This is a genomic window from Archangium sp. (genome assembly GCF_057119385.1).
On record NZ_DBNGVP010000061.1, the window covers coordinates 79,619 to 104,618 of the forward strand.

The window sequence follows — 25,000 nt, forward strand, 5'->3', positions numbered from 1 at the left end:
TCACACCGTGCTCAGGCGCTGGTTAGAACACGTACCGCGCGCCGAGCTGGATGCGCCAGCGCGACAGGGTGGGGCTGTACACCGTGGTCCGCACCGCGGTGGGCTCGGTGAAGGTGTAGACGGGGCGGTTGTTCGCCGCGTCGTAACCCACCGCGCGCAGGAACGCCGAGGCGTGGTTCTCGAACTGCGCCTCCTGCTCGAAGAGGCCCCACTTCGGGTTGAGCAGGTTCAGCACGTTGAAGATGTCCGCCTGCACCTCCAGCCGCTGGCCCTTCACGAACTCCGGCGAGTTCCAGCCGAGCCGGACGTTGAAGAAGTTCTGCCACGGGTTGCGGCACGCGCCGCGCTCGATGATGCGGCCCTTGGACTCCCTCAGGCACTGCTGGCCGTCGATGAACTTGCTCAGGGCCTCGTACTGCGCGGCCTGCGTGGCGGCGTCGCCCTGGAGGGAGATCTGGCTCGGGTCCGCCGGGATGAACGCCAGGTCGTTGCCGTTGATGCCGTCCGCGTTCACGTCACCGTTGACGGTCCAGCTGTAGGGCAGACCGGACTGGCCCGTGTAGATGATGCCCGCGTTGAAGCCGAGGGGCAGCTGGCCGGTGGCGGTGAGGGTGAAGCGGTGGGTGCGGTCGAACGCCGACGGCCGGAGGTTGCGGTTCTCCAGGCTTCCGTCCACCGGGGCGAACTGGAAGTTGGAGAGCGCCTGGGCGCTCGTCATCGAGATGAGATCCTTCGAGTCCGTGTAGCTGTAGGCCACGCTCACATCCAGCATGTCCTGGATGTTCTTCTGCAGCTGCAGGGTTGCGTTGTAGACGCGCCCGCCGTTCTTGTTGAACACGCGGATGGCCTGCACGAGGTTGGCTGGATCACGGCGGGCGGGGTTGGCCCGGAAGCCCGTCGCGGCGAAGCGGCCGTACAGGGAGCGGCCCTCGCCGCTCTGGCCCTGGTTCTCCAGGTTCTCGTCGGTGGTGTACCAGCCGTTGACGTCCTGCGTGTAGAGCAGGTCGGCGGTGGCGATGAGGCCCCAGGGCAGGCGGCGGTCCGCGCCAACCGCCACGCGGAAGTTCTGCGGGTACCGGGTGTTGGGGTCGAAGTAGTCGATCTCACCCTGGTTGGTGGGAGCCGTGGGCGGCGTGGTCCCGCCCGCGCAGTCGAAGGGCTGGGCATTGGGGTCGGCGGTGAACGCCGGAACGCCCGACGCCCCCGTGCACGTCAGCTCCACCTGGGAGAGGCCGTTGATGCTGTACGCGTTGGACACCCACACGTAGGGCGGCCGGCCCGAGAAGATGCCGAGACCACCGCGGACGATGGTGTTGGCGTTGCCCTCCACGTCCCAGTTCACACCGAGGCGGGGCGACCAGAGGATGTTGCCGGTCGGCACCTTGCCCGTGTCGATGGGGAGCGCCTCGTTGTTCACCAGCCGCTCGTTGGTGTTGGCGCGCGACAGGAACGGCACGTCGAGCCGGATGCCGGGGGTGAGCGTCAGGTTCTTGAACGGCGTCCAGGTGTCCTGCAGGTAGAAGCCCGGCTGCGCCACGGTGAAGGCGGCGGTGCCCGGCTCCTGCAGGGGGCTGACGCCGAAGCGGCGCTGGAAGGCGCTCGGGGTGCCGGCCTCGAAGGCATCCAGGCTCTCGAAGGTCCACACGCCGGTGGCCGCCTGGAGGAAGGCATTGCGCAGCCGGAAGAACTCGGTGCTGGTGCCGGCGGTGAGCTGGTGGTCACCCAGCGCCAGGGTGAGGCTGTCCTGGATCTGGAAGATGTCCTGGTCCAGCTGGTTGAGCTGGGAGAAGCGCTCGGCGCCCGCGGCCAGCCACGAGTCGGCCGCGCCGAGCTTGCCGGCCTTGACCAGGATGAGCGGGATGTCCAGGGCGGGATCGCGCGCGTCGCGCAGGATGGAGAAGCCGGCGAGGAACTCGTTGGACAGCTTGCCGCCGAGGAAGGTCGAGGTCAGCTTCGCCCGGGCGGTATGGGTGTTGGTCGTCTGGGCGTAGCCGCTGTTGGACAGCTGGTAGCCGTCACGCAGGCGGTTGGGGATGGACGGCGAGGTGGGCGAGCGCGTCAGCGAGTCCTGCAGGGCGCCCACGAAGTTGTACGACAGCTCCAGGTAGCTGTTGGGGATGACGCCCGTGCTGATCTTCGCGAAGACGTTGCGGTCCGGGTTGCGCAGCTGCGTGGCCAGGGCGGTGCCCGCGTTGGGGACGCCGTACTTGTCGGCGAGGATGCTGCTGAAGCGCTCGGCCTCGGCCTGGGTGAAGCCGGCGCGGGCCAGGTCGTCCTCCGCGTTCGCACCGCCGATCTGGAACTGGTTGCCGAACGCCGAGTTGCGCTCCTGCAGGTCGGTGGCGATGAAGAAGTGGACCTTGTCCTTGATGATGGGACCGCCGAGGCTGCCGCCGAACTGCCAGATGTTGTAGCCGAGGAAGGTGGGGTCGGACTGGTTGCCGGCCAGGCTCTTGTTCTGCGTGTAGCCGAAGAGCGAGCCGTGGAAGTCGTTGGTGCCGCTCTTGGTGACGGCGTTCACCATGCCGCCGGCGAAGTTGCCGTAGCGCACGTCGAACGGGGACACCTGCACCACGAAGGTCTGGATGGCCTCGATGGAGATGGGCTTGGCGCCGGCCTGGCCACCCGGCGTGCCGGAGCCCGACAGACCGAAGATGTCATTGTAGGCCGCGCCGTCCACCTGGATGTTGTTGAAGCGGTTGTTCTGGCCGGCCATCGCGGTGCCGCTCACCTGCGGCGTGGTCGCGATGAGGTCGGTGAAGTTGCGGCCCTGGAGCGGCAGCTGGGTCATCTGCGCGGCCTCCATGGTCATCGAGGGGCCGGTGCGGCCCTGGTCCTGGAGCTCGTCGACCTGCTGGGCCGTGACGACCATCTCCTCCTGGAACTCCTCGAACTGGCGCAGCTTCAGGTCGATGTTGAAGCGCTGGCCCAGCACCAGCTGCATGCCCTTGCGGGTCGCCGGGTAGAAGCCCTCCATGTTGGCCGTGAGGGTGTACGGGCCACCGGGGGGGATGTTGTCGAGCAGGTAGTTACCCGACGAGCCGCTCACCGCGGTGAAGGTGGTGCCGGTGGCGTCGTTGCGCAGCTGGACCACGGCGCCCGGGAGCGCCTCGTTGTCCTGGGTGGTCACGGTGCCGGTCACCGCGGAGCCTGTGACTCCCTGCGCCAGCGCCCCGGACGCCAGCATGGTCGTGAGGAAGAGGACTATCAGTCTGAGGTGGGATGGACGTACAGGATTCATGGAACCTCGCGAGACCTGCATGGGGGCAGCGTAAGGAATCCAACCACTCGGAGGCACCCACGTCTGCTTTTGCTCCTGCACGAGGGCCTCGCTGGGGGAGAGAGTGAGGGGTTGGGCTCGCGACACGACGATCGTTGCCTGGCGAACGGCGGACACTGCCGGGCGGCCGTCTATCAACATTCGAGGGACCTTTCCAACCGGGGCCCCTATTTTCACCTTGAGTTCACAAAGATGACCCAGGTGGTAGGGGGAGCCTCCGCCCGGTGGTGCCACCGGAATACTGGAAAGTACTGACCTCCCACCTGCCCGCGCGACGTGATGCGTCAGCTGCGGCGGAGGGAGCCGGGGAGGGCGCTACCGTCCCTTGAGGTAGCGGCCGGACTGCTTGTCGAGCAGCTCCAGGCCCACGCGCGCTTCACGGCACTCGGGCAGGAGCTGGAGGGCGCGCTCGAAGCTCTCGCGAGCCCGGTCGAAGAAGCGGGTGCTGAGGTACTGGTGGCCGCGGCACACCAGCTCCATGGCCTGGTTGCGGGGCGTGGGGGACAGTCTGGCGGCCTTGGAGAACAGGTCCAGCGCCTTGGCGTAGTCGACGCCCTCGAGGGCGAGCATGCCCAGCTTGTAGAGCTGGAGCGCCACCGCCGCGGGCTGCACGCCGGAGGAGGGCCGGGAGCCGGCGGGAGCACCCGGGGCCGCCGGGGCGACGGGCACGCCATGCGCGGGCGTGAAGGCGGGGCGCGGGGCGGTGGGCACGCCGTGGGCGGGCGTGAAGGCGGGGCGGAGCGGGGCCGGGGCGCTCGGGGCCTCGGGGGGCGGCGTCACCGGGGCGGCCGGGGTGCGCGGCTTCGTGCGGGCCATGCGCTCGCTCCACTCGCGCCGCTTGTCCGGCTGGGAGAGCACCTCGAAGGCCTTCTTGGCGCCGAGGAAGAGCTCCAGCGCCTGGGCCTTCTCCTCGGGCGACTTCATGCGGAGCCGGTCCGGGTGCGACTGCGCGGCGATGCGCAGGAAGGCCTTGCGGATGGCGGCCAGGTCCTCCGTGCCTTGCAGGCCGAGCACCTCGAAAGGGTTTTTCTCGGAAGGGTTCCTGTCGTGAGAGGGGTCCTGGGACATGGCGGCACCCTCCTCAGGGCGAGGAGGCGGTGGGGGGGCGCAGCGTCACCGCGGCCTTGCGGCCGGTGGCGGGCTCGCGGGCGGTGACCTGGAGGAGGCCATCCGCGTCGATGTTGAAGTCCACCTCCACGCGCACGGTGCCGGCGGGCGCGGCGGGCAGCCCGGCCAGTTGCAGCTCGCCGAGGTAGCGGTTGCCGTCCACGGTGGGGGCCTCGCCCTGGTACACCTCGAGGTCCACGTGCGTCTGGTGGTCGAGCGTGGTGGCGAAGACCTTCGTCTCGCGAGCGGGGATGGTGGTGTTGCGGGGGATGAGGACGCTGAAGCGGCCGCCCTCGGTGCGGATGCCGAGGCTGCGCGAGAGCACGTCCAGCAGCAGCACGCGGGGCAGCTCGGGCGAGGTGCCGGCGACGATGTCCGCCTCGAGCGCGGCGCCGAGGGCCACGGCCTCGTCGGGGTTGACGGAGCGCTCGCCGGGGCGGCCCAGCAGTCTCTCCGCGCGGGCGCGCACCGCGGGCATGCGCGTCATGCCGCCCACCAGGACGACGCGGTGGATGTCCTCCAGCCTCAAGCCGGCGTCCTGGAGGGCCTGCTCACAGGGGGCGCGCAGCCGGTCCAGCTCGCGGGAGGCGAGGTTCTCCAGGAGGGTGCGCGAGAAGGAGGGGATGGACAGGTGGAGGGGCCCCTCGGGGGCGGTGCCGAGGAAGGGCAGGTCGATGACCGTCTGCTCCAGCTCGGAGAGGGCGCGCTTGGTGGACTCGGCGGCGTCCTTGAGGCGCCAGAGGGCCTCGGGGCTGTGGGCCAGGTCCACGCCGGTCTGCTTGAGGAAGATGCGGCGCAGCGCGTCCACCACGAGCTCGTCGACGTTGTCGCCGCCCAGGAAGTTGTCGCCGCTGGTGGCGAGCACCTGCACCACCTCGTCCTCCACGTGCAGCAGGGAGATGTCGAAGGTGCCGCCGCCGAGGTCGAAGACGGCGATGTTCTCCGGGCGGGACTCGTCGAAGCGGCAGGCGAGCATGGCCGCGGTGGGCTCGTTGAGGAGCCGGTGCACGGTGAGGCCGGCGCGCTGGCCGGCGGCCTTCGTCTCCTGGCGTTGCACCTCGTCGAAGTAGGCGGGCACGGTGATGACGGCGCCGTCCACGCTCTGGCCCAGCTGGGCCTCGGCGCTCTCCTTGAGGTAGCGCAGCACGTGGGTGGACACCTCGGACGGGGTCATCACCTGGCCGTGGACGCGCACCGCGGCGTTGCCGGAGGGGTCGGCCACCAACTCATAGGGCAGGAGCCGGCGCAGCTGCTGCACGGCGGGGTCCGAGAAGCGCCGGCCGATGAGGCGCTTCACGCCGAAGACGGTGTCGCGGGGGTGGAGCACGGCCTGGCGGCGGGCGGCGCTGCCCACCGTCACCTTGCCGGAGACATCGAAGCCGACGACGGAGGGGGTGGTGCGCTCGCCCTCGCGATTGGGCAGGACGCGGGCGTGACCGGTGGCGGAGTCCACCACGGCCATGCAGCTATTGGTCGTGCCCAGATCGATTCCGAGAACGAGTCCCATACCACCGGCCCCCCCGCGCGCCTCAAGCCGCCAGGAGCCCTACCTCCGTGAAGAGCAGCGCCACACGGCGCAAGGCTACTTCATCCTCCGGACGCTTGAGTTCCGCAAGGGCGGCGGTGAGGGTATTTCCCGGCTTGTTGAGCAGTGAGGAGGCGCGCAGCTCGGTGGCCGAGAGCGCCAGGTCGCCGGGGGTGACGGGAGGGTCCGGGTTGCGGTGGAGGGGCTTGTGCCGGAGGGACTCCTGCTCGCGCACCAGCCGCTCCAGCGGGTAGTGGGCGCGCAGGCCCTCGTTGAGGAGCGCGAGTCCGCCCAGGCGCTCCTCGGTGCCGTCGGTGATGGGGGCCTCGCCCTCGAAGAAGGCGTAGCGGCCGCCCGTCCAGCCGAGCAGGCTGAGGGCGACGGTGCGCCGGTGCTCGCGCGTCCACTCGGCCAGCTCGGAGGGGGAGAGCACGCGGGCGGCGAGCAGCGCGTCCAGCAGGCGTCCGGAGAAGGGGCGCGTGTTCTCCACGGCGCGCTGCCACTGCTCCACGGACAGCTTGCCCGTCTGGAGCAGGAAGGGGCCGAAGCGGTCCGTGGCGAGGCTGGAGCGCACGGCGATGATCTGCCCGGCCTTGAGGAAGAGCTCCTTGTGGGCGCGGTTCTGCTCGAAGTGGAGCCGGCCGGTGGCCTTGGCGAGCATCAACCGGGCCAGGACGCGCAGGGGGGCCACGCGGCCCACGTTGCCGGCGTAGCGGGGCGGCTTCGCCCGGGCGAGCCGGGCCTCGAGGCGCTCCTGGGCCGCGGCCGCCGTGGCGCTCAGGCCGGGGAAGGCGGAGGGCGGAAGGAAGGGCCCGCCGGACTGGGACACCTGGGCCTGGGGCGACAGCTTCCCGGAGGCGAACAGGAGCCGCACGTCGTCCTCGCCCAGCTTCGTGAGGGAGAGGCCGCCGCCCGGCTCGCGCACCGAGTAGGTGGGGGCCGCGGGCTGCGGGGGGGCCGGCTCGGCCAGCAGGGCCGGGGGGATGGGGGGCTGCACGGGAGGCGCGCGCACCTCCGGCTCGTAGTAGCTGGCCATCAACGCGGCCAGGTCGCGCTGGGACACGCGCAGGCCGGCGGACAGCAGGAACTCGTCCAGGGCGTCGAGCACGTCGGCGGCCGTCTGGTAGCGCTCGTCCGGGTTGGCGAGGATGCTCCGGTTGACGACGGCGCACAGCGGCTCGGGCAGGAAGGGGGCCGCGTCCTGCAGGCGCAGGGGCCGGGCCTTGAGGGCCACCGTCTGCTTGAGCACGTCCATCACCGCGCCGGGCTTGAAGGCATGGCGCCGCGACAGCATCTCGTAGAGGGTGATGCCGAGGGCGAAGATGTCACCGCGCCCATCCGGCTTCTTGCGGGCGAGCTGCTCGGGCGGGATGTAGCCCGGCTTGCCGCGCACGTTGGTGGCGATGTCGCCGCCGGAGCTGCCCACCAGCGCCACGCCGAAGTCCAGCAGCTTCACCTCTCCCTCGAAGGAGATGATGATGTTGGTGGGGTTGACGTCGCGGTGCACCAGGTGGAGCGGCTCGCCCGCGGCCGAGCGCGCGCGGTGCGCGTAGTCCAGGCCCTTGAGCACCTCCATGGCGATGTAGCAGGCCAGGTGCACGGGGATGCCCTGTCCCCGGGCCGACACCCGCTTCATCAGATCATACAGGTCCCGGCCATGGATGAACTCCATGGCGATGAAGTACTCGCCGCGCTGCTCTCCGAAGTCGAAAATCTGGGCGATGTTCATGTGCTGGAGGAGCGCGGACAGCCGCGCCTCCTCGATGAACATCTGCACGGCGGACTCCTGCTGGGTGGCCTCCGGGAGCACGCGCTTGACGACCACCTGCTTGGCGAAGCCGCCGGCGCCGAGCGCCACGCCGCGGTAGATGTCCGCCATGCCACCGCGGCCCAGGTGGTTGAGCAGCACGTACCGGCCGAAGCGGGCCGGCAGCGCGAGGTTCCCGGACGGCGTGCTCATTTCTTGGCGGAGTCCTCGATGAGCATCTCGTCGAACATGTCCTCGCTGATGACGAGCGTGCCGGGGCGCGCGGGGGCGAGCCGGGGCGCGGCACCGGGGATGGGGGCGGGCGTCAGCGCGGGGCCCGAGGGCATGACGCGGGCGCTCGCCTTGGGCATGAGGGCCGCGGCCTTGGCCGCCGTGGGCGACAGGGCCGGCACGGGCGGCACCATCGGCACGGGGGGCGGCAGCGACGGACGCGGGGACTCCAGCTCGTCGAGCGGCTCGAGCATGATCTCCATGCTCGGCACGCGGCGCTCGGGGGCCAGGGGCTGGCTGGCCACCGGAGGCGGGGAGCGCGGCGGGGCCACGACATCCTCGCCCAGCGTCTCCAGCATGCTGTGGGCCAGCTGCATGGTGCTGTCGCCGAACATCGTGTCGGCCCTGGGCGCGTCGGCCCTGGATGCGTCGGCCGGCTTGGGCCGGGGCGGCACCGGGGCCATGGCCGGCGGAGGCGGCACCCTGGCGGAGAGGTTGACCACGCTGGCGGGCGCCGGCACGGGCTTGGGCGAGGTGGGCGAGGACGGGGCGGAGGCGGAGGCCGAGTCCCCGGTGAGCAGGACGATCATCCTGCGCAGGTCCTCGATGGTCTGCTCCTTGGCCGTGAGCGTCTGGTCGCGGGTGGTGAGGTTCTTCTCGAGCTCGGCCACGCGGTGGGCGAGCCGGTCCCGCTCGGCGCGCAGCCGGGGCATCGCCTCGTTCTCGGCGCGCAGCCGCTGCAGCTCCTCCTGTTGCGCGGGGGCGTCCGCCGTGGGGCCGCCCTGGCCGCGCACCTGCTCGCGCAGGCTGTTGAGCTCCTGCAGCCACATCCGCTTCTCCTCGCGGGTGATGGCCTCCTGCTCCTGCTGCTCCTCCTCGCGGCGCGCCAGCGCGCTCTGGAACTGCTCGCTCAGGCCGCCCACGGACGTCATGAGTTCCCGGAGGCCGCGGCTGGCGCGCTCCAGGCGCTTGACGCCCTGGGCCTGCTCGTCGATGCGCTCGAGCAGCCGGGGCAGCACGCTCTGCTGGGCCTCGCGCACGCCGGCCCGGCGCAGCTCGTCGCGCTGGGCCTCCAACCGGGCGAGCTCCTGGGTGGCCTGGCGCAGCAGGGGGAGCACCAGCTCGGCGATGCCCTCGGCCTGGCGCCCCAGTTCGACGCAGCCCTGCCTCACCAGCTGGAGGTCCGCCGAGGAGTCCGCCGATGGCTCCGTGCTGGTTGCGTTCCTCATCGCGCTTCCTCCACTCCCTCCTCGAGGCGTGCCGTCATCGAACCACGCGCGGGCTCATGATACCCCACCACCCCCGGCCGGGCTTCATGGGGGTTGGTGGGCTCGGCCGTCAGAGCACCAGCCTGCTGGATTGCTCTCATTTCCCCTGCAAATGGGACGGGGGCGCTCGCTGGGGCAGCGAGGGGAAGGGCTCGAAGGACTCCAGCGCGAGCTTCCCAAGGTCCACGTTCGCCTCCGGCAGCCGCTCGATGTCCTCGGCGAACCAGGGCGTCTCGGGGAGGGGAGGCGTGGGGGCCGCCTGCGCCTGGGCGGGAGCCGGCCGGGCCGCGTCCGCCTCCAGCGGCTCCGTGTCGATCTCCGACTGCGACAGCTCCACGGTGAAGTTGACCGCGGGCTGGACCTCGGCGCGCCGGGGGCCGGAGATCTCCACCATGGGCCGGCGGCGGGGACGGGGGCCCCCCTCACTGGCCTGGGGCGCGGGGGCGGGGACCGCGGGCTCCGCCGGACGCACGCTCACCTGGAGGGCCGCACCGCATCCCGTACAGCGGATGACCTGGGTGCCGGGGCCCGCGAGGGGCACCCCCGCCCCACAACGTGGGCACAGGGGGCGCGCGGCTGGAGTGGAAGAGGGAGCCTCTGCGGTCATGGGCTCGTCGAGCTCCGAGCAACACGACAGGGGCATCCACGCGTGCTGGACTCGGCGTTACACCATCGCCGCATCATTCCGCAAGAGAACTCGCGGGTCAACGGAGGTCTGGTGCCGGGGGCGCGACCTGAAGGGTGTGTAGGCGGGGGAGCATTCGCACCGGGGGTGAAGCCGATAACGTTTGGACCCGGGCCCGAGGAGGTGGAGACTTCCGGTGTTCGCCCGCTTCACCCGTCCGGAGTCCGAGGGTCCCCATGGCTTACGAGTTGCTGCTGGCTCAGATTCCCATGTTCGAGCACCTCGCGCAGGAGGATCTGACGCATCTGTCGGGGCTGCTGCAGCAGCGGCGCTACAGCAAGGGCGAGGTCATCTTCCACCAGGGCGACGTGGGCACGGCCCTCTTCATGGTGCGCCGGGGCGAGGTGGCCATCCGCCTGAGCTCCGCGGAGGGCAAGGAGGTCATCCTGGCGCTGCTGGGCCGGGGAGACGCCTTCGGAGAGCTGGCGCTGCTGGACGGGGAGCCGCGCTCGACGGACGCGGTGGCGCGCGACGAGACGCACCTGTTGAGCCTGCACCAGGAGGACTTCCGGCGCTTCCTGAGCGAGCGCCCGCAGGTGGCCATGGGGCTGCTGGCGGTGCTCAGCCGGATGGTGCGGCGCGTCACCCAGCTGGTGCACGACTCGGCCTTCCTGGATGCGCGGGCGCGGCTGGCGCGGGTGCTGTTGGACCTGGCCCGGACGCAGGGCCAGCCGGCCTCCGAGGGCGGCATCGTCATCCCCAAGCTGACGCAGGCGGAGCTGGCCAACCTGTGCGGCGTGACGCGCGAGAGCGCCAACAAGTGGCTGCGCTTCTACACCCGCGAGGGGCTGCTCACGTACGAGGGCGGGCAGATCACCATCGTGGACCCCGAGCGCCTGCGCCGCGACGTGGACTGAAGGACCTTGGACCGTTTGGACTGAAGGACTACGGGTGGGAGGAGCCCGCGCCCCCCGGCGCGGACTCGACTCCCGGAAAACATGGGCGGAGACCGCGCCCCCCAGCGCGGCACCCCCTCCCTCGGGACATGCACGATGCCCTCTCGCGCTCTTCCCGAGGCGGAGCGGGGCGGAGTCCCCCCAGCGAGGTAACGGCGGCCATCCCCCCCTCAGGACATGGCGGCCTTCGGCGGCCTCGCACAGACGTCACTCCGCTCGCACCTCGGGCGCGGCGTTCGGCGAAACGGGGCATCGAGTCCCTGTTCCCGAGAGCATTCATACCGCCCGGGGGGAGCCAGGGCTGTGAATCGACTCACTGCGGGGGTGTGAAGCCGTTCACAGCCTGCGGGGCCGGTTTGTGCGGGGGGAGGGCGGGAGCGGCTGCTCACGGTGCTTCCGGGCGCTCCTCCGGGAGGTGGCAGGGATACCCCAGGTGCGGGGAACCTTCTACCCCCTCGGGGGCTCGGGCCGTGAACGGGCCTCGGTGAGATTCCAGTGCTAGACAGTTGGTCCCGAGTTCCTGGATGAAGCCAATCGAGATGACATTGCGCAGCCGGGTGCTGCTCTTCGCGGCGCTGTCGGTGGGGTGTGTGGCGCTGGCGGGAGGCGGCCTCTTCCTGCTGGGCCACCGGGGCAAGGAAGGCCTGGGGCAGATGTTGGCCATCCAGGCGCAGATGGAGGTGTACGGCCGGGTGACGGACGACGCCTTCGGGTACCTGAACGCGCTGCTCCAGACGAGTGAGGAGGGAGGGGACACCCAGGCCGTGCTCGAGGCGCAGGAGCGGCGCTTCGACTCGGCCATCTCCCACCTGCGGGAGCTGGTGCGGGAAGAGCATGTGGGCGGCCCCGCGGTGAAGGAGCTGGAGGACATCGAGCAGTTGCAGCGGGCGTTCCACCGGTGGCTGCGGAGCTCCGAGGAGCGGGTGAGACGGGCTCCGGAGGGGGTGGCGGAGGCCCTGCTGCTGCATGACGCGCTCCGGGCCTTCCGGGAGAACGTGACGCCGCACCTGGAGCGGGCGTGGGCCACGGCGAGCGCGGACCTGGAGTTCCACAAGCGCAAGGGCCGGCGGGAGCTGGGGCTTGGCCAGATGGTGGGCGTGGCCGTGCCGGTGCTGGCCCTGGTGCTCGTGCTGTCGATGGCGTCCGTCATCTACCTGAACATGCGCCGCGCGTTGGGGACGCTGCTGGAGCGCGCGCAGCGCATGGGCGAGGGAGACCTGGACACCGAGCTGCCGGTGAAGGGCGAGCGTGACGAGTACGATTTGATGGCGCGGGCCATCAACCGCATGGCCGCCCAGCTGCGGGCCGCGGCGCGGGAGCGCGAGCGCTACAACGCCCTGCTGGAGCAGACCGTGCGGCAGCGCACCGCCGAGCTGGAGCAGGCCAATGCGCGGCTGACCGACAGCCTCCAGCAGTTGCAGGCCGCCCAGTCGCAGCTGCTCTTCGCGGACCGGCTCGCCACGGTGGGCCAGCTGGCGGCGGGCGTGGGCCATGAGCTGAACAACCCGCTGGCCTTCGTGCTCAGCAACCTCAACTACGCGCAGCAGGTGGTGACGGAGATGGAGGCGGCGCCCACGCCGGTGGAGCGGCGGGAGTTGCTGGAGGCGCTCGCGGATGCACGCGAGGGCGCCGAGCGGGTGCGCCTCATCGTCAGGGATCTCCGGATGCTGTCCCGCCCGGATGACCGGGAGATGGGGCCGGTGGACCTGGTGAAGGTGGTGCGCAGCGCGGCGAAGATGGCGGCGCACGAGATTCGCGACCGTGCCCGCCTGGTGCAGGCGGTGGAGAACGTGCCGCCGGTGCACGGCAACAGCGCGCGCCTGTGCCAGGTGTTCCTCAACCTGCTCATCAACGCGGCGCACGCGATTGCCCCGGGCGCGGTGGAGCGCAATGAAATCAAGCTCTCCGCCCGGGTGGACAACACCCACCGCGTCACCGTGGAGGTGCGCGACACGGGCAGTGGCATCCCGAAGGATAAGCTGGAGCGCATCTTCGAGCCGTTCTTCACCACCAAGCCCACGGGCGAGGGCAGCGGGCTGGGGCTGTCGGTGTGCAAGAGCATCATCTCCGCGCACGGCGGGGACATCTCCGTCGAGAGCGAGCCGGGCCAGGGCACCACCTTCCGCGTGAGCCTGCCGGTGTATGGGGGCGAGGCTCGCGCGTGAGCGGGGGTGCCCCGTGGCTCAAGCCGCCTTGCTGTGCTCGCGCGGGGTGGTGCGGGCCCGCAGGGTGCGGCGCCGGCCCTTGCGCAGCACCTCCAGGCGCACCTCGGGCTCGGGGGCGAGCGCCAGCAGGCGCTGGACGTCGTCCACGCTGGTGACGGGCCGCTCGTCGATGCCCAGCAGCAGGTCCTCCGCCTCGAGTCCCGCGTCATCCGCGGGCGAGCCCTCGCCCACCTTCATGACGCGCACGGCGCGCGGCTGGCCCGCTTCCTGGGCGCTCTGGGGCGGGAGGTTGATGGCGGTGGCCGCGATGCCGAGGAAGCGCCGCTCCACCTTGCCGCGCTGGATGAGCAGGCTGGCCACCCAGGCCGCGGTGGTGGCGCTCACCGCGAAGCCGATGCCCTGGGCGTAGGGCAGCACCAGCGTGTTGAGGCCCACCACCTGCCCGCGCATGTTGAGCAGCGGCCCGCCCGAGTTGCCCGGGTTGATGGCCGCGTCCGTCTGCAGCAGGCCCTCGAGAATGACTCCGTCGGGCAGCGGCAGGGTGCGGTTGATGGCGCTCACCACGCCCAGCGACACCGACTGCTCCAGGCGGAAGGGGTTGCCGATGGCCATCACCAGCTGACCCACGCGCACGTCATGGGGGTCCGCCAGCGGCAGCGTGGGGAACTTCGCGCCTCCCTCGGCGCGCACCACCGCCAGGTCCGTGGGTGGGTCTCCACCCACCAACTCGGCGCGCACCTCGCTTCCGTCGTGCAGCTCGAGCACGAGCTTGCCCCGGCTGCGCACCACGTGCCGGTTGGTGAGGACGTAGCCGTCCGGGGTGAGGAAGAGGCCCGTGCCGTGACCCCGCGGGTGCTGCACGGCCACCACCGCGGGGGCCGCCTTGGAGACGAGCGACTCGAGCTCGTCGGAGAATTGCTGGAGAATCAAGACCGCCTCCCGATGGTGAGGGACACTTCACGCACTTCACCGGCACGCAGCACCTTCGCCTGCACCTGCGTGCCCACCTTCTCGTCGCCGAGGTAGCCGAGCAGCTCCTCGATGCTCTGCAGCGGCTGGCCCCCGAGGCTCACCAGCACGTCGCCCATCACCAGCCCCGCCTGGTCCGCGGGGCCTCCGGGCTCGACGGAGAGGAAGATGAGCCCGGCCTCGCTGCCCACGCGCTCGGAGAGGTGCTTGGGCAGCCGGACGGGGTGGGCGCCCACGCCGAGGTAGCCCCGGCGGATGCCTCCGTGCTGCTGGAGGGCCTGGGTGACGCGGCCGAGCGTCTCCCCGGGGATGACGACGGCGGCGGTGCGCGACAGGGCCGCCGTGAGCAGGCCCAGGAAGCGGCCCTGCACATCCACGAGCGCTCCGCCGGAGAAACCGGGAGGCAGGTCCGCGTCGGTCTCGAGATAGCGGTCGATGCGGCCTCCCGCGAAGGTGCGCCAGGAGTCGCCCAGGGCGCTGACGATGCCGAGCGTGGCGCGCGCGGTGCGTCCGGGACGGCCGAGGGCGAGCACGAGGTGGCCCACCTTGAGGCCGTCGAGCGGCGCGGGCGCCAGGGGCGTGAGGCCGGGGAGGTCCGCCTTGAGGAGGGCGACATCGGTGGAGGGGTCCCGGCCGATGAGCTCGGCGGAGACGGTGCGGCCATCGGCGAGGCCCACGGAGATGGAGCCCTCGTGCTCGATGGCGTGGTGGGTGGTGACGATGTGGCCCTCGGCGCTCCAGACGATGCCGGTGGCACCGTGGCGGCGGCGGGCCTCGACGCGGACGATACTGGGAGCGAAGCGCTCGACGATGGAGGAGAGGGATTGGGACAGGGAGGCGAGGTCGGCGGACATGAGCGATTCCTTTCGCTGTAAAAACTAAAAGGCGCGCCCGCGCTGCACATCGGCGAGAGGGACAGCTCGCGACCTACCCGAATGGACAGGTCCCTCACCCGTTGGACCAGGGTTCCCCCATTTCCCCTCTCCCTTCGGGAGAGGGACGGGGTGAGGGTATCGAGGCCGCGGGTTCCCCCCCTGTGTCAGAGCGTCACGAGTCCCATGCGCGCGGCCCGTACCACCGCCTCTGTCCGCCGCTGCACACCGAGCTTGGCGAGCACCGCGTTCACATGGAACTTGGCGGTGTGCTCGCTGATGTCGAGCCGCTCGGCGATGGCCTTGTTGGACAACCCCTCGGCGAGCAACGCGAGCACCTCTCGCTCCCGGGGCGTCAATCCCTCGGGGGTCGAAGCCGTGGCACCGGTCCGTGGAGTGGCTCGCAGCGAGGACAGCGCCGGGTCGAACACGGAGAGCCCCCGGGCCACGGCCCGGAGCGCGGCCATCAACGGAGCGGGAGCCACGTCCCGGAAGAGCAACCCCCGGGCGCCCGCGGAGAGCGCACCTTCTCCGGCGGACTCATCCGGGACGAGCGCGAGCACGGGAGCACCGAGCTCGGGGGCCTCCATGCGTCCACCGGCGTCGGCGGGGTGCAGGCCCACGTCCCACAGCACGACATCGGGAGCGTCCCCGGCGCGCGAGGACTCCAGCTCCGTCAGGGTGCCCGAGGCGATGACGGCGATGTCTCCCGCTTGCTCGGAGAGGGCGCGGGAGAGCGCACCCCGGGCGAGCGGGTCCTCGGCGACCAGGGCGAGACGAACGGGTGAGGCATCGGAGTCCAGCACAGTGCCCATGCCTAACGGGCACCCGCGCGCTTCGCTCGGAGAGCCTGCTACGCGGGCCTGCTGCGTCGCATCAGGCGTCGGACATCCCACACAGCCACGCCTGGCATCACGAGGGCGAGGAGGTCCGTCGGGTCCACGGTGTTGCCCGCTGGACGCCGCAGCAGGGCGGTGAGCACTGCTTCATAAAGCCTGTCGGCTGGGGGGAACGTCTTGATGGTGGTGAAGAGGAGGCCAAAGCCCAGCGCGGCCCACGCCACCCGGCGCACTGCGACGCGGGCCATCGGGCTTGGCCTCGCGAGCATCCACAGCTCCGCGACGAGCAGCGGCGCGAAGTAGAGGCCCGCGAAGTCGGACAGCTTTCCGGTGAGCCAGCCGGGCAACAGCCCCGCGCCCTTGAGCACGTGGTCGTTGAGTGCCACCAGCACCATGGCGGCCACCGGCGGCACACGGGTGAAGAGCGCGGGCCGGGGACCCGGCGTCTCAGTGGCCGTTGCCGCCATCCATGCCTTCCGGGGGACGATCGGGCCAGCGGTGCAGACTGCGGACATCGGCCTCGACGTGGCAGTCACACCGGTACTGCATGGTGCCCAGGCCGAAGCCGAGCTCCACGTCCACCGGCCCATCCGGCGCGTACAGCGTGAGGAAGCCCGTGCCAGGCTCGGGCATCCATGAGGGCTGGGCCCGCTCCTTGTCGTCGAAGAGCAGCTCCTGCGGTGCGTAGAGCACGAAGAGCACCGTGCCGAGCCCTTCCAGCTGCTCGCCCACCCCATACGAGGCACTGGGGGAGAGCGTGGCGAGCGCCTCGGGCGGTGGTGCGGTGGGCGAGAGGATGCCCACGACCCGGCCCGAGCGCGACCAGGTCCGCACATATGTATGGGAGGCGAAGCGCTTCCCCGAGTCGCTCCGGATGAAGAGCTCGAGCAGCTCGCCGCCTCCGCCGGACAGCTGGACGGGATGGGTGATGTAGGAGGGGGGATAGGGCCGGGCGAGCGAGGTGGCCACCATCACCGAACACCCCACGGCGAGCAGCAGGACTCGGACAAGAAGGCGCATGCGTGGCAACGTTACCGTGAGCCTCCGCCGCCGTCGTGGCCGCCCGTGCCCGCCTCCGAGTGCTGGACGCATGGCGGACGGAATCTCGGCGTTGTGGCTGTCAGGGGCGGGGTGGAGCGTGTATGGAACGGGTGTGCCCGGCCTCATGAAAATGCCCATCCCCCAGTTCGGCAAGCGAGTCCCAGGCGGGGTCTACATCGACCGGCCCGGCGCCTATGCCGTCATCGTCAACGGGCGGGGTGAAGTGGCGTTGATTCGCGTTCCCCAGGGCTATTTCCTCCCCGGCGGCGGAATCGATCCCAACGAAGATGCCCTCACCGCATTGGCTCGCGAGGTGCGCGAGGAGACGGGGCATGAGGTGCAGGTGGTGCGAGAGCTCGGATGGTCCGCGCAGTTCCTCGTGGCCCGTCATGAGGAGCTGTTCCTGAACAAGGTGGGTCAGTTCTTCGTCGCGCGCCTGGGGCCCAAGACGCAGGAGGCTCACGAGGTGGACCACTCGCTCGAGTGGCTTCCCATGGCCGAAGCCAAGAAGCGGCTCCGGCACGAGTTCCAGGTGTGGGCCCTCGAGCGGTTCGAATCGACCCAGGACACGTGAGCACAACCCATGTCCATCAAAGACCCGGGGCCCCAGACGCTGTCCCCCGAGATTGCCTGCTGCGCATGCAGCGGCGCATCCCGGGCCTCTGACGCCGCCGCTCAGCTCCCGCTGCGCGCGGACTTCTCGATGCGGCCATCGTCGTACAGCTCGGTCATGCCGGTCACCTTGCCCGAGGCATCCTTCTCCATGCGGAAGCGGAGGATGTCCAGGCCATCGTCGAGCATGAAGGTGTCCGCGGTCATCGGCATGGCGCGCAGCTTGTGCCCCGGCCAGCTGTACCAGAGCGAGCCGTTCTCGTAGCTCAGCGTCAGTTGCCCGTAGTTGCCCGTGAAGCTCTTCAGCACCTCGGCGCTCAGCGACACCGGCGTGGCGAGCGCCTCCACCCTCTGCAGGGCCCACGCGAACCGCTGCTTGCGCTCCGCGTCCTGCGCGTTGTCCTGGAGCTTCTTCAGCGCGTCACGGTGGGCCGCCGCGAGCGCCTGGTCCGCCGGGACCTGGATGTCCGGCGTCACGCCGGTGCCTTCCCAGTTGGTGCCGGTGATGGGATTCACCGCGCGGCCGAAGGGGATGAACGCCAGCAGATGCACGTCGGCGAGGAAGTGGGGCTCGACCGGATGGGCGCCTCCACCGGTCGTCTCCCCGACGACGGTGGCCCGCCCGAGGCTCTTCAAATCATAGGCGAACGCCTCGGCCGCCGAGAACGTGCGCTGGCTGGTGAGGACGTACAGGGGCACATCGGTCATCCGCTTGCCGGCCACGTGGGCCGAGGTCCAGAACTGCTGCGTGGTGTTCCCCTTGCGCACGTAGAAGCCGCTGAGCTGCGTGGGCTTCTCGAAGAAGTAGCTGGTGAGCAGTTGGATCATCGACGGCTCACCGCCGCCGTTCTTGCGCAGGTCGATGATCACCGCATCCGAGTGGGCCAGGAAGTTCATGGCGGAGATGGCGGTCTCTCCCGCCAGCTCCGCGTCGATGAAGCCACGCAGATCCAGGTAGCCCACGTTCCCCGCGAGCCGCTCCACCTTCTCGAAACGGAAGTTCACGGACGCCAGCTCACGGCGCATCCGCTCGAGTGCGGCCGGGTCCTTGGGCGCGTGGGGGTCCATCCCCGGGGGCATCGCGGGCGCGTAGTGGATGTGCAGGTGCTTGTCCTTGCTCACCTCGCGCAGGTCCCGCGTCATCGCCGCGGCGAGCTCGGCCGAGCGGGTGAGCTTGTCATAGGCGCCTGCCTTCAGCTTCTGGCGGAGGCTCGCCTCCATCTTCCTGGCCACCTCCGGGAAGACATAGTGCTCGTTCAGCGCCGCCGAGACACTGTTCACGATCTTCGCGCGTGCCGCCGCGTCCACCGGCTCGCCCGCGTCGGGGCCCTGGGCCCGCGAGGCGCCCGGGAGCAGCAGGAGCGCCGCGGACAATACCGTGCCCATCACCTGCCGTACGCTCATCCCGCGCCCACTTCCAGTCTTGCCGCCTTGCGTCGTCATCGGAGTCCCTTCGGGTCGGATCTCGGGGCCGAGTATGCCCCTCCTCGACATGAATGAGCCGGCGAGCGGGGCAGTGATGCACACGCGCGGCTCAACCCAGTGCACCCAAGAGCTTTGAGGTCGTGAACCGGCTCTGACGGGCCGCCTGGAGCTGCCGACGTTGCACTCGAGTAAAGCCCATCACTTGGACTCTTAGCTCTCCCTGGCTACGGACGGCTAACTCAAGGGCATGGACGGGACGCCTGCGCATAGGGCCCTGCTCCAATTCGTCCAGCAGGCTCGTGGGGGTGAGGCGCTGGCCTCGCACGTAGCGCGCCTGGAAATCGAAGTTCTTCCGGGCGCTGGCCCACCATGCTTCCACCACGTCCGCTGCGGGCCGTGGGAGCATGCTCTCTGGTTTCAGCTCGATGTCCATGGCCAAGTCCTCTTGGAGTGGAAGTGGTTCCTCGGGCTCCGGAAGGGGCTCAGCACAGAATCGGCCTTCGAGCACCAGTCCGGTGATGGCGCAGAAGGCCTCCCCCGCGAGTGCCGCGTGTGCTTCGTCCCTGAGTAGCGGCACGCAGGCATCGGCGAGCGCCGGTCTGCCGGAAAACCCCGCAGCCCAAAGGGCATCTCCGCGCAGTTCGGGCCTCTCTATTGCATCCCGAAGGAGCAGCGTGGAGTCCGCGCTTCCCCCCAGCGCGAGGAGGAGCCGGCACCGTGCACCCTCTGGCGTGTGCGCGCGGACCTGACGCAGACACTGGTCCCAGGCTGAATGAATTCCGAGTACGAGCCCTGCGGTGATTGCGGCATCACGTACCTTCGCTGAAGGCGAGCCTATCGCCTTGTGGACGTGTGCCACGAAGGCAAGGTCCGGTGCCGATTCGATTGCCTGGAGCGCGGCCACTTGGGCGACCACATCGCCGCTGGCGAGTATTCCCTCCAGTACATCTCCTATTCGCATGCGCCGGAGTCCAAGCAGACGGACCAACTCCGCCCTGACACGGAGAGGGCGCGCATCCAGTCGCAAGCGCAGCCTCTCCAGGAGTCCTTGTCGTTCAACAACCTCCAGCACCCTCCTGAGTGGCTCGGGAATGGACTCTTGTTCTTCCGGAAGCCAGCGCTCTAAGCAGTCAAGGCGGGGATCCAGTTCCTCGTGCAGCAGGCAGAGCGCAGCCACCTGTGCAAGCCCGGGGTCGGCTTCCTCCACGGCGGGCCAGAGGAGCCGGTCCGCCACGGCGGAACCGCCCAGCACAAGCCCATCCAAGTGGGCTCGCAGACGCTCCTCAAGACCCTCTACATCCTCCAGGGTGTAGTGCGGCGCGTGCAGGACGCGCTCCCACTGTGTCCAGAGAAAGGCGGCTTCGGACAGGTGTTGCTCTAGGAGATCCCAACGCACCTACTCCTCCATCTTCTTCTTGCAAACAGTGCAGAGGATGGGATCCACCTCGGTCTCGTTGGCCATGGCGATGACCGGAGGTTGTATCAGCGGAGCAGGAGGGGTGTTTTTGTCGTTGTGGAGCATCAGGTCCAAGGCGCGCGCAACGTTCTTCCCCTCGAACTTCACGTCGAAGGAGAAGTTGACGAACTCCGCCTTGCCCTTCGTCTTGCCAGAGGCCACACCACCGCCCGCTGTGCCAGCCTCGTCTCCAGTGCTGGTGCTGAAATGGGAATCTTTTACGCAGACGGGGTTGCCATCAACGGAAACATCCTTCGTCCCCTTTGACGTGTCCGCGGAGCGGGCGATGTTGGGATAGGGAATGGGGATGGGGCCACCAGGGCTTGGCGTCTTGCAGACATCGGGCATGGCGATGGTGACGCCGTTCGTCTCCTTGTGCACGACTGAGAGCTTGTTTACTCCAACAGTGGTACCCATACTACCTCCCAATGGGCCCCACGCGGGTGGGGACGTGAATCGAACCCTGGCACCAGCTACCCTCCCAGTCGGACGGGTGCACCGCTTTCAGGTTTCAGCTCCATGTGAAAGACATCCAATGGGCCGCTGCGTAGGGATACTCGTGCTCGCCAGTACAGGTACACGCGTGCTGCGTCCGTATCGACGATGACGGTGTCCAGGTTCAGCACGCCCTGCTCTCTGGAGCGTCCCTTCAGCGCCACCCTGTAGAGAGGAGGTGGCACGCCGGGCAGTGGAAAGCCGAGTCGGCCATCAGGGGAGGCGTTCTCCACCACGACGGGCTCGTTTCCACGCAAGTAGCGTGCAGCCATCAATCCAGGCGACGCTGCGTTCATGAATCGCGGGTCGTAATCCTTTGGAAGAAGGGGCTTGCGTTCGCGCTCCCAGGCCGCGTCATACGTTCCAGCAAAGCGCGCGCGGGGAATCCAGTGTGGAGAAAGGAAGCCGAAGCCAGTGGGTGGTGGCGTCTGCCGGAAGGAGGTGATCACGTACTCAGGATCCTCCAGATTGGGGAGCAGGATTCCTTCCTCGAAGCGGCCCTCCGGCCCCCTGAAGCCTCGGCCTACAGGGTTACGGGGTTCGAACGTATGTCGCGAAGGATCGGGGTGGCTGCGATCCCAGCCGCCAAAGGCGCGCTCATAGCACAGCGGGAGCCGCTCCACAGGGCGCGGCGGCGTCATTGCGATCGACCCCAGGCTCTTGTACCAGGTGCGGTCCCCCACTACGCGCACCTCCTTGCGCAGAGGTCCCACCCGGAAGTGGACGAGGAACTCGCGCGACTGGGTATTCGGAGGGTGGGCATGGCCCACCAGCACCACGTCCGTGGTGGGCTTGAATGAGGCACATTCAGGTTCGTAGCGGTAGCTGGAGTTCGCGCTGTCCTCGCCCCACAACTCGCCACCGAGTTGCAAGGGCGTCTGCTCTTCGGCCAGCGTCAATCCACGCGGACTCAAGACATACGTTGCCTTGGCTACCAGCGTCACGACGGGTCGCCCGTGTTCATCTGTCAGGAAGAGCGCCTCTGCGGCGAAAGGTGTCCGGTTTTCCAGTCTGGGCTGGGCCATCTTCCGCCTCCTCGCGAGCGAGCCTCAACCGCGTGGGTATCCGTCATCCGGGAAGGGACGTTCCATGGGCATGCGTGCCAGCGCGGGGCAGAAGCGGCACTCCTCCAAGGAGAGTAGGGGCGATCGAGTGTGCTCCGCCAACCGCATCCAGGCCAGACCCTCAATGAAGACGTAGGCATTGGTGATGGCGCTTGCGGTGTCCATGACGCGGGCTTCCCAGCGAGCCACCTCGTTCGCACGTTCCTCCAACAACGCTTGGAAGGCGGCTTCGAAAGCGCGACCGTCATGCGCGAGGAGGCTCTGACACAGGTCCACGCGAGCACCAGACTGGTGAGCTTCCAGCGTGATCAACAGTCGCTCAAGCTCGCCTGTCTTGTCCTGGCCATCAAGTAGGAGATAGCGGTTCAGCAGGTTCGCGTAGTGATAATCCTCAGGATACTCTTCGCCCTCGCGGGGTCCAGGGACGGCGAGCCGTGCCAGTTCTCGTGCCAGCGCCAGGCTTCCGGCGGCGAGCGCGTCGAAGAACGGCTCGGTGCGGCTAGCCACGGTGAAGTAGTCCGCGTAGCTCTCCCGCTGGCAGCGAGTCAGGTAGTAGCGCCGTGATAGGGCGCTCCGGAGCAGTTCGTGGTGAAAACCGTCCACATCCGCCTCGCGCAGCAGGCGGCAGATGGCGAGCACCCGCCGGAGCGAGGTGGTTTCCTCGCAGAACTCCCCCGCTAGCTCAATCGGTAGCTTTGCGTCCGCCAGGTTTCGGAGCGAGGAAGCCAGTTCATCTTCGTAGACGGAGGTGTCGCGCAGTCGTTCCATGTCTTGAAATGTCCTTTCTCTCCTGGCGACTCCGCTACCTACCAGCCGTACTGCTCCAACTCGATGAACGCGATGCCTTGGAAGCCCGCGCCCAACAACTCCTCGGCCAGGTCCCGATGCACCAGCACCGGGCCGCCGAAGTTCTTGATGCGGAACATCCGCACTCCGGGCTGGACCCGGGACTCATCGATGGTTAGTTTGTCCACCAAGTCGATTTCCGTGGGGATGATGGGGCTATAGGTGCAACCGCTTGCCGTGATGTCCAGGCAGTCCTGCGGATGGATGGGATGCACCACATGGTAGTCCGCGCTGGCGACCCGTCCCTTATGGTTGAGTATGGTGACGCGGTGATACTCCATGAGCGGGAGTTGCCGCTGCGCCAGGAAGTCCCTCAAGCGCCGTGAGGCGATGATGAGGGTGTCTCCATTCGATAGCGAATCGATCAGCCCGATGTCCTTGGGATGCTCGTCACTCATCCGGAAGAGCACGTTATCGGGGAACGTACCCGCACGCGGGATTCCCTTGAGCAACTCGTACTCTCGGCCCAGGTTTTCCACTCCCGACAACATGCAGGAGTTCCCAACAGGCACGTTCTGCCAGCAAACGTAATTCGAGGTGGTCATTGTAGAGGAATGTCCTCATGAAGGCACGGAATGATTAGAGCCATAGACGAGGGCGTGCGAGCGCGACAACATCGCTGGCCATCGAGAATGGCAACCACCAGCCATTGCTTGTGGTGCCCTGCATGCCCCACGTCACAGACACCCCTCCTCTTCGGCGGCCCCGAGAGACGATGATGGCGTTGAAGCGCTTTTCCAGTGTCTGGAATGCAGCGAGCACAGCGGCCTCCGAGTAGTGGGCCTGGCCTTGAGTCGCATTGTCGACGGCATCCTTGATGCGGTCCCAAACGTGTCGCTTGAGGGCTCCTGTGACCTCGTCCTGGTATCCGAGTTTTGCGTTGTGGTGCATGTTATGGCACGGAAGGTTCAGGTTGAGGCTTGCCGGGGGCTGCTGCGGGTTGGGTTTATTGGGGCTCAGCGGATTGTAGGTCTTCTTGAGTGGGAGCGGGATGAGGTTGGGGCCTTGGTTGATGCACCAGTCCGTGCGTCGGTACGTGGCTTCGATCTCGAGGATGCAACTCTGGAACTGTGGATATTTGATCTGGTCGCCGAATGCCTTGATGCTCTTGAGGCAGATGATGTGGTGGGCTTCCCAGGGGGAGAAGGCGTGGGCCGTTGCTCCAGCGGCTCCCGGAGCGTTAGCGCGGTAATCACAAGGGCCCTTGGCACACGTACCAGTGGCCTCCGTGTGAATCTTGCTGCCCAGAGTGCGGCTGTTGAAGTGGTAGGTCGACATGGCCCGACTCCGCTGCGTCAGCGTGGAATGAACCGCTCTACCCGGATGGCGCTCCGCTCCACTCCATCCGAAGAAGACAGCACGAGGCTCGCCTCCGCAGGCGCGTAGTCTCGGGCGAAGGCCCGCACCGTAGCACACATGCCAATGATGGCACTGGCCGCGCCCGTGTCCCCCAGGCTCGCTGCTGGATACCAAAGGGGGGCCTGCTTCAGGCCCTGGTGCTCTGTGGGCAGGCGGACCATGCACTGCGCATACTCCAGGGCCCGGCCCGGCTCGCCATTGATGTCCGAGATGAGCCAGTAGCTCGCGGGCTTCCACGAAGAGTTCAGCAATGCCGCGATCGCGCGCCCGAGCGCTACGCCCGGCACTCTCCGGGACTCGTCCTCCTCTTCTCGTGCGACCGTGACTCCTCCTAGGATTGCTTGCACGGAGGCTCCGCGCTGTGACGCGGACCTCAGCCTCTCCAGCAGGATGAAGGCGGCGGCCTCTCCTGGCTGAAGACCGTCGGGTGCATCCTCGCTCTTGAGCCTGCGCTTGTTGTGGAGGGCCTGGAGGGTACTCGCATCCAGTAGGCTGTCGATGCCTCCGACGATGCAGAAGTCCAGTTGCCCGGAGAGGAGCTCTCGGGATGCCTGCTCGAGTGCGAGCGCCAGCCCGGCATGGCCGTACCGGAATTCTTGTAGCAGTTGCTCTCGGATGGGCAGTCCCGCTAGTCGCGCGAGTTGTCGGGCCAGGATTGGCCCTCGTGATTCAGAGCCGATCAGTGCCTGTGGTGCGCGGACCGGCGGCAGTCCGAGAAAAAGGCCGAGCCGGTTCAAGGGCTCCGTGCGCAGCTTATTTCGCAAGAGCAGTTCGTCGAGCGCCGGGAGGCCCAGGGCGAGCAGCTTCGCCTGTCCCTGGAAGCCCTGCGCCTGCAGTATGGGGTGCCCTGTAGGGTGCTCTGGTGTCCCATCCTCATTGAGCACGGTGAACTGTGGGAGTTCCTGGGCGCAGGTCAGACCGGCACGGAGGGCCGCACACGAGCCAACGGCATCGTCCCCGATCGAGGTGCGCATGCCCAGCCCGGTAATAGCGACGGCCTGACTCATCTGCCCCCCTAAGTTCAAGACTGGAACGCTATAGCCTGAGAGGAAGAGGTAGCAAGTAGGTTCTGCCTGGCAGTGGCATGCCCTTGGGAAAAGTGGGCTTGCCCCTCAAAA

General features: G+C 68.7%; 22 protein-coding genes. 3 read left to right on the forward strand and 19 right to left on the reverse strand.

Annotated features, from left to right (window positions below):
• Positions 1-22 precede the first annotated feature (22 nt).
• From AC16DP_RS13735 to AC16DP_RS13760, 6 genes are all read right to left on the reverse strand, one after another.
• Positions 23-3,142, reverse strand: coding sequence for a TonB-dependent receptor (locus AC16DP_RS13735; RefSeq protein ID WP_329733648.1), 3,120 nt, complete (start codon positions 3,140-3,142; stop codon positions 23-25).
• 453 nt (positions 3,143-3,595) lie between these two features.
• On the reverse strand, positions 3,596-4,348 hold the full coding sequence (locus AC16DP_RS13740) for a DnaJ domain-containing protein (protein WP_329733649.1): 753 nt from the start codon (positions 4,346-4,348) through the stop codon (positions 3,596-3,598).
• A 13-nt stretch (positions 4,349-4,361) separates the two neighbouring features.
• Complete coding sequence (locus tag AC16DP_RS13745; protein WP_329733650.1) at positions 4,362-5,894, reverse strand: Hsp70 family protein; 1,533 nt, start codon at positions 5,892-5,894, stop codon at positions 4,362-4,364.
• A gap of 22 nt (positions 5,895-5,916) precedes the next feature.
• Complete coding sequence (locus AC16DP_RS13750) at positions 5,917-7,872, reverse strand: serine/threonine protein kinase (protein WP_329733651.1); 1,956 nt, start codon at positions 7,870-7,872, stop codon at positions 5,917-5,919.
• Positions 7,869-9,119, reverse strand: a complete 1,251-nt coding sequence (locus AC16DP_RS13755; protein ID WP_329733652.1) for a hypothetical protein — start codon at positions 9,117-9,119, stop codon at positions 7,869-7,871. The genes AC16DP_RS13750 and AC16DP_RS13755 overlap by 4 nt, the downstream gene beginning before the upstream one ends.
• A gap of 136 nt (positions 9,120-9,255) precedes the next feature.
• Positions 9,256-9,699, reverse strand: a complete 444-nt coding sequence (locus AC16DP_RS13760; protein ID WP_329733653.1) for a hypothetical protein — start codon at positions 9,697-9,699, stop codon at positions 9,256-9,258.
• 320 nt (positions 9,700-10,019) lie between these two features.
• On the opposite strand from AC16DP_RS13760, the gene AC16DP_RS13765 reads away from it, so the two are divergent.
• Both AC16DP_RS13765 and AC16DP_RS13770 read left to right on the forward strand, forming a co-directional pair.
• Positions 10,020-10,700: a Crp/Fnr family transcriptional regulator gene (locus AC16DP_RS13765; protein WP_329733654.1), complete on the forward strand. Its 681-nt coding sequence runs from the start codon at positions 10,020-10,022 to the stop codon at positions 10,698-10,700.
• Positions 10,701-11,263: 563 nt separating this feature from the next.
• On the forward strand, positions 11,264-12,904 hold the full coding sequence (locus AC16DP_RS13770) for a sensor histidine kinase (protein WP_329733655.1): 1,641 nt from the start codon (positions 11,264-11,266) through the stop codon (positions 12,902-12,904).
• 18 nt (positions 12,905-12,922) lie between these two features.
• On the opposite strand, the gene AC16DP_RS13775 is transcribed toward AC16DP_RS13770, so the two are convergent.
• From AC16DP_RS13775 to AC16DP_RS13795, 5 genes are all read right to left on the reverse strand, one after another.
• The gene (locus AC16DP_RS13775; RefSeq protein WP_329733656.1) at positions 12,923-13,834 is read right to left on the reverse strand and encodes a S1C family serine protease; all 912 of its coding nucleotides are present in this window, start codon (positions 13,832-13,834) and stop codon (positions 12,923-12,925) included.
• Positions 13,831-14,727: a S1C family serine protease gene (locus AC16DP_RS13780; RefSeq protein WP_329733657.1), complete on the reverse strand. Its 897-nt coding sequence runs from the start codon at positions 14,725-14,727 to the stop codon at positions 13,831-13,833. Before AC16DP_RS13780 ends, AC16DP_RS13775 begins: the two co-directional genes overlap by 4 nt.
• Before the next feature lie 185 nt (positions 14,728-14,912).
• The gene (locus AC16DP_RS13785; protein WP_329733760.1) at positions 14,913-15,551 is read right to left on the reverse strand and encodes a response regulator transcription factor; all 639 of its coding nucleotides are present in this window, start codon (positions 15,549-15,551) and stop codon (positions 14,913-14,915) included.
• 47 nt (positions 15,552-15,598) lie between these two features.
• On the reverse strand, positions 15,599-16,051 hold the full coding sequence (locus tag AC16DP_RS13790; RefSeq protein ID WP_329733658.1) for a hypothetical protein: 453 nt from the start codon (positions 16,049-16,051) through the stop codon (positions 15,599-15,601).
• Complete coding sequence (locus AC16DP_RS13795; protein ID WP_329733659.1) at positions 16,032-16,604, reverse strand: hypothetical protein; 573 nt, start codon at positions 16,602-16,604, stop codon at positions 16,032-16,034. Before AC16DP_RS13795 ends, AC16DP_RS13790 begins: the two co-directional genes overlap by 20 nt.
• Positions 16,605-16,749: 145 nt before the next feature.
• Between AC16DP_RS13795 and AC16DP_RS13800 the strand changes: the two genes are divergently transcribed.
• Positions 16,750-17,199: an NUDIX domain-containing protein gene (locus tag AC16DP_RS13800; RefSeq protein WP_329733660.1), complete on the forward strand. Its 450-nt coding sequence runs from the start codon at positions 16,750-16,752 to the stop codon at positions 17,197-17,199.
• A gap of 101 nt (positions 17,200-17,300) precedes the next feature.
• On the opposite strand, the gene AC16DP_RS13805 is transcribed toward AC16DP_RS13800, so the two are convergent.
• The 8 genes from AC16DP_RS13805 to AC16DP_RS13840 form a co-directional block, all read right to left on the reverse strand.
• A complete protein-coding gene (locus tag AC16DP_RS13805) occupies positions 17,301-18,641 on the reverse strand; it encodes a S41 family peptidase (RefSeq protein WP_329733661.1) in 1,341 nt (446 codons plus the stop codon).
• A 130-nt stretch (positions 18,642-18,771) separates the two neighbouring features.
• Positions 18,772-20,058: a TIGR02270 family protein gene (locus tag AC16DP_RS13810; protein WP_329733662.1), complete on the reverse strand. Its 1,287-nt coding sequence runs from the start codon at positions 20,056-20,058 to the stop codon at positions 18,772-18,774.
• A complete protein-coding gene (locus AC16DP_RS13815; protein WP_329733663.1) occupies positions 20,059-20,535 on the reverse strand; it encodes a DUF4150 domain-containing protein in 477 nt (158 codons plus the stop codon).
• Between the two features lie 56 nt (positions 20,536-20,591).
• The gene (locus AC16DP_RS13820; RefSeq protein WP_329733664.1) at positions 20,592-21,638 is read right to left on the reverse strand and encodes a DUF2169 family type VI secretion system accessory protein; all 1,047 of its coding nucleotides are present in this window, start codon (positions 21,636-21,638) and stop codon (positions 20,592-20,594) included.
• Between the two features lie 24 nt (positions 21,639-21,662).
• Positions 21,663-22,445: an Imm49 family immunity protein gene (locus tag AC16DP_RS13825; RefSeq protein WP_329733665.1), complete on the reverse strand. Its 783-nt coding sequence runs from the start codon at positions 22,443-22,445 to the stop codon at positions 21,663-21,665.
• A 38-nt stretch (positions 22,446-22,483) separates the two neighbouring features.
• On the reverse strand, positions 22,484-23,068 hold the full coding sequence (locus tag AC16DP_RS13830) for an imm11 family protein (protein ID WP_329733666.1): 585 nt from the start codon (positions 23,066-23,068) through the stop codon (positions 22,484-22,486).
• A gap of 34 nt (positions 23,069-23,102) precedes the next feature.
• Positions 23,103-23,801 carry an AHH domain-containing protein gene (locus AC16DP_RS13835; protein WP_329733667.1) on the reverse strand — a complete coding sequence of 233 codons (699 nt, stop codon included), beginning with the start codon at positions 23,799-23,801 and terminating at the stop codon, positions 23,103-23,105.
• Between the two features lie 17 nt (positions 23,802-23,818).
• Positions 23,819-24,889 carry a beta-ketoacyl synthase N-terminal-like domain-containing protein gene (locus AC16DP_RS13840; protein WP_329733668.1) on the reverse strand — a complete coding sequence of 357 codons (1,071 nt, stop codon included), beginning with the start codon at positions 24,887-24,889 and terminating at the stop codon, positions 23,819-23,821.
• Positions 24,890-25,000 lie beyond the last annotated feature (111 nt).

What these genes read in the sequence shown, in the direction of transcription:
- AC16DP_RS13790 (WP_329733658.1), bottom strand. Translation starts at nt 16,051, where the DNA reads ATGGCGGCAACGGCCACTGAGACGCCGGGTCCCCGGCCCGCGCTCTTC.
- AC16DP_RS13820 (WP_329733664.1), bottom strand. Translation starts at nt 21,638, where the DNA reads ATGGCCCAGCCCAGACTGGAAAACCGGACACCTTTCGCCGCAGAGGCG.
- AC16DP_RS13780 (WP_329733657.1), bottom strand. Translation starts at nt 14,727, where the DNA reads ATGTCCGCCGACCTCGCCTCCCTGTCCCAATCCCTCTCCTCCATCGTC.
- AC16DP_RS13815 (WP_329733663.1), bottom strand. Translation starts at nt 20,535, where the DNA reads ATGGGTACCACTGTTGGAGTAAACAAGCTCTCAGTCGTGCACAAGGAG.
- AC16DP_RS13765 (WP_329733654.1), top strand. Translation starts at nt 10,020, where the DNA reads ATGGCTTACGAGTTGCTGCTGGCTCAGATTCCCATGTTCGAGCACCTC.
- AC16DP_RS13745 (WP_329733650.1), bottom strand. Translation starts at nt 5,894, where the DNA reads ATGGGACTCGTTCTCGGAATCGATCTGGGCACGACCAATAGCTGCATG.
- AC16DP_RS13755 (WP_329733652.1), bottom strand. Translation starts at nt 9,119, where the DNA reads ATGAGGAACGCAACCAGCACGGAGCCATCGGCGGACTCCTCGGCGGAC.
- AC16DP_RS13825 (WP_329733665.1), bottom strand. Translation starts at nt 22,445, where the DNA reads ATGGAACGACTGCGCGACACCTCCGTCTACGAAGATGAACTGGCTTCC.
- AC16DP_RS13835 (WP_329733667.1), bottom strand. Translation starts at nt 23,801, where the DNA reads ATGTCGACCTACCACTTCAACAGCCGCACTCTGGGCAGCAAGATTCAC.
- AC16DP_RS13830 (WP_329733666.1), bottom strand. Translation starts at nt 23,068, where the DNA reads ATGACCACCTCGAATTACGTTTGCTGGCAGAACGTGCCTGTTGGGAAC.
- AC16DP_RS13750 (WP_329733651.1), bottom strand. Translation starts at nt 7,872, where the DNA reads ATGAGCACGCCGTCCGGGAACCTCGCGCTGCCGGCCCGCTTCGGCCGG.
- AC16DP_RS13805 (WP_329733661.1), bottom strand. Translation starts at nt 18,641, where the DNA reads ATGAGCGTACGGCAGGTGATGGGCACGGTATTGTCCGCGGCGCTCCTG.
- AC16DP_RS13800 (WP_329733660.1), top strand. Translation starts at nt 16,750, where the DNA reads ATGAAAATGCCCATCCCCCAGTTCGGCAAGCGAGTCCCAGGCGGGGTC.
- AC16DP_RS13840 (WP_329733668.1), bottom strand. Translation starts at nt 24,889, where the DNA reads ATGAGTCAGGCCGTCGCTATTACCGGGCTGGGCATGCGCACCTCGATC.
- AC16DP_RS13740 (WP_329733649.1), bottom strand. Translation starts at nt 4,348, where the DNA reads ATGTCCCAGGACCCCTCTCACGACAGGAACCCTTCCGAGAAAAACCCT.
- AC16DP_RS13770 (WP_329733655.1), top strand. Translation starts at nt 11,264, where the DNA reads ATGAAGCCAATCGAGATGACATTGCGCAGCCGGGTGCTGCTCTTCGCG.
- AC16DP_RS13795 (WP_329733659.1), bottom strand. Translation starts at nt 16,604, where the DNA reads ATGCGCCTTCTTGTCCGAGTCCTGCTGCTCGCCGTGGGGTGTTCGGTG.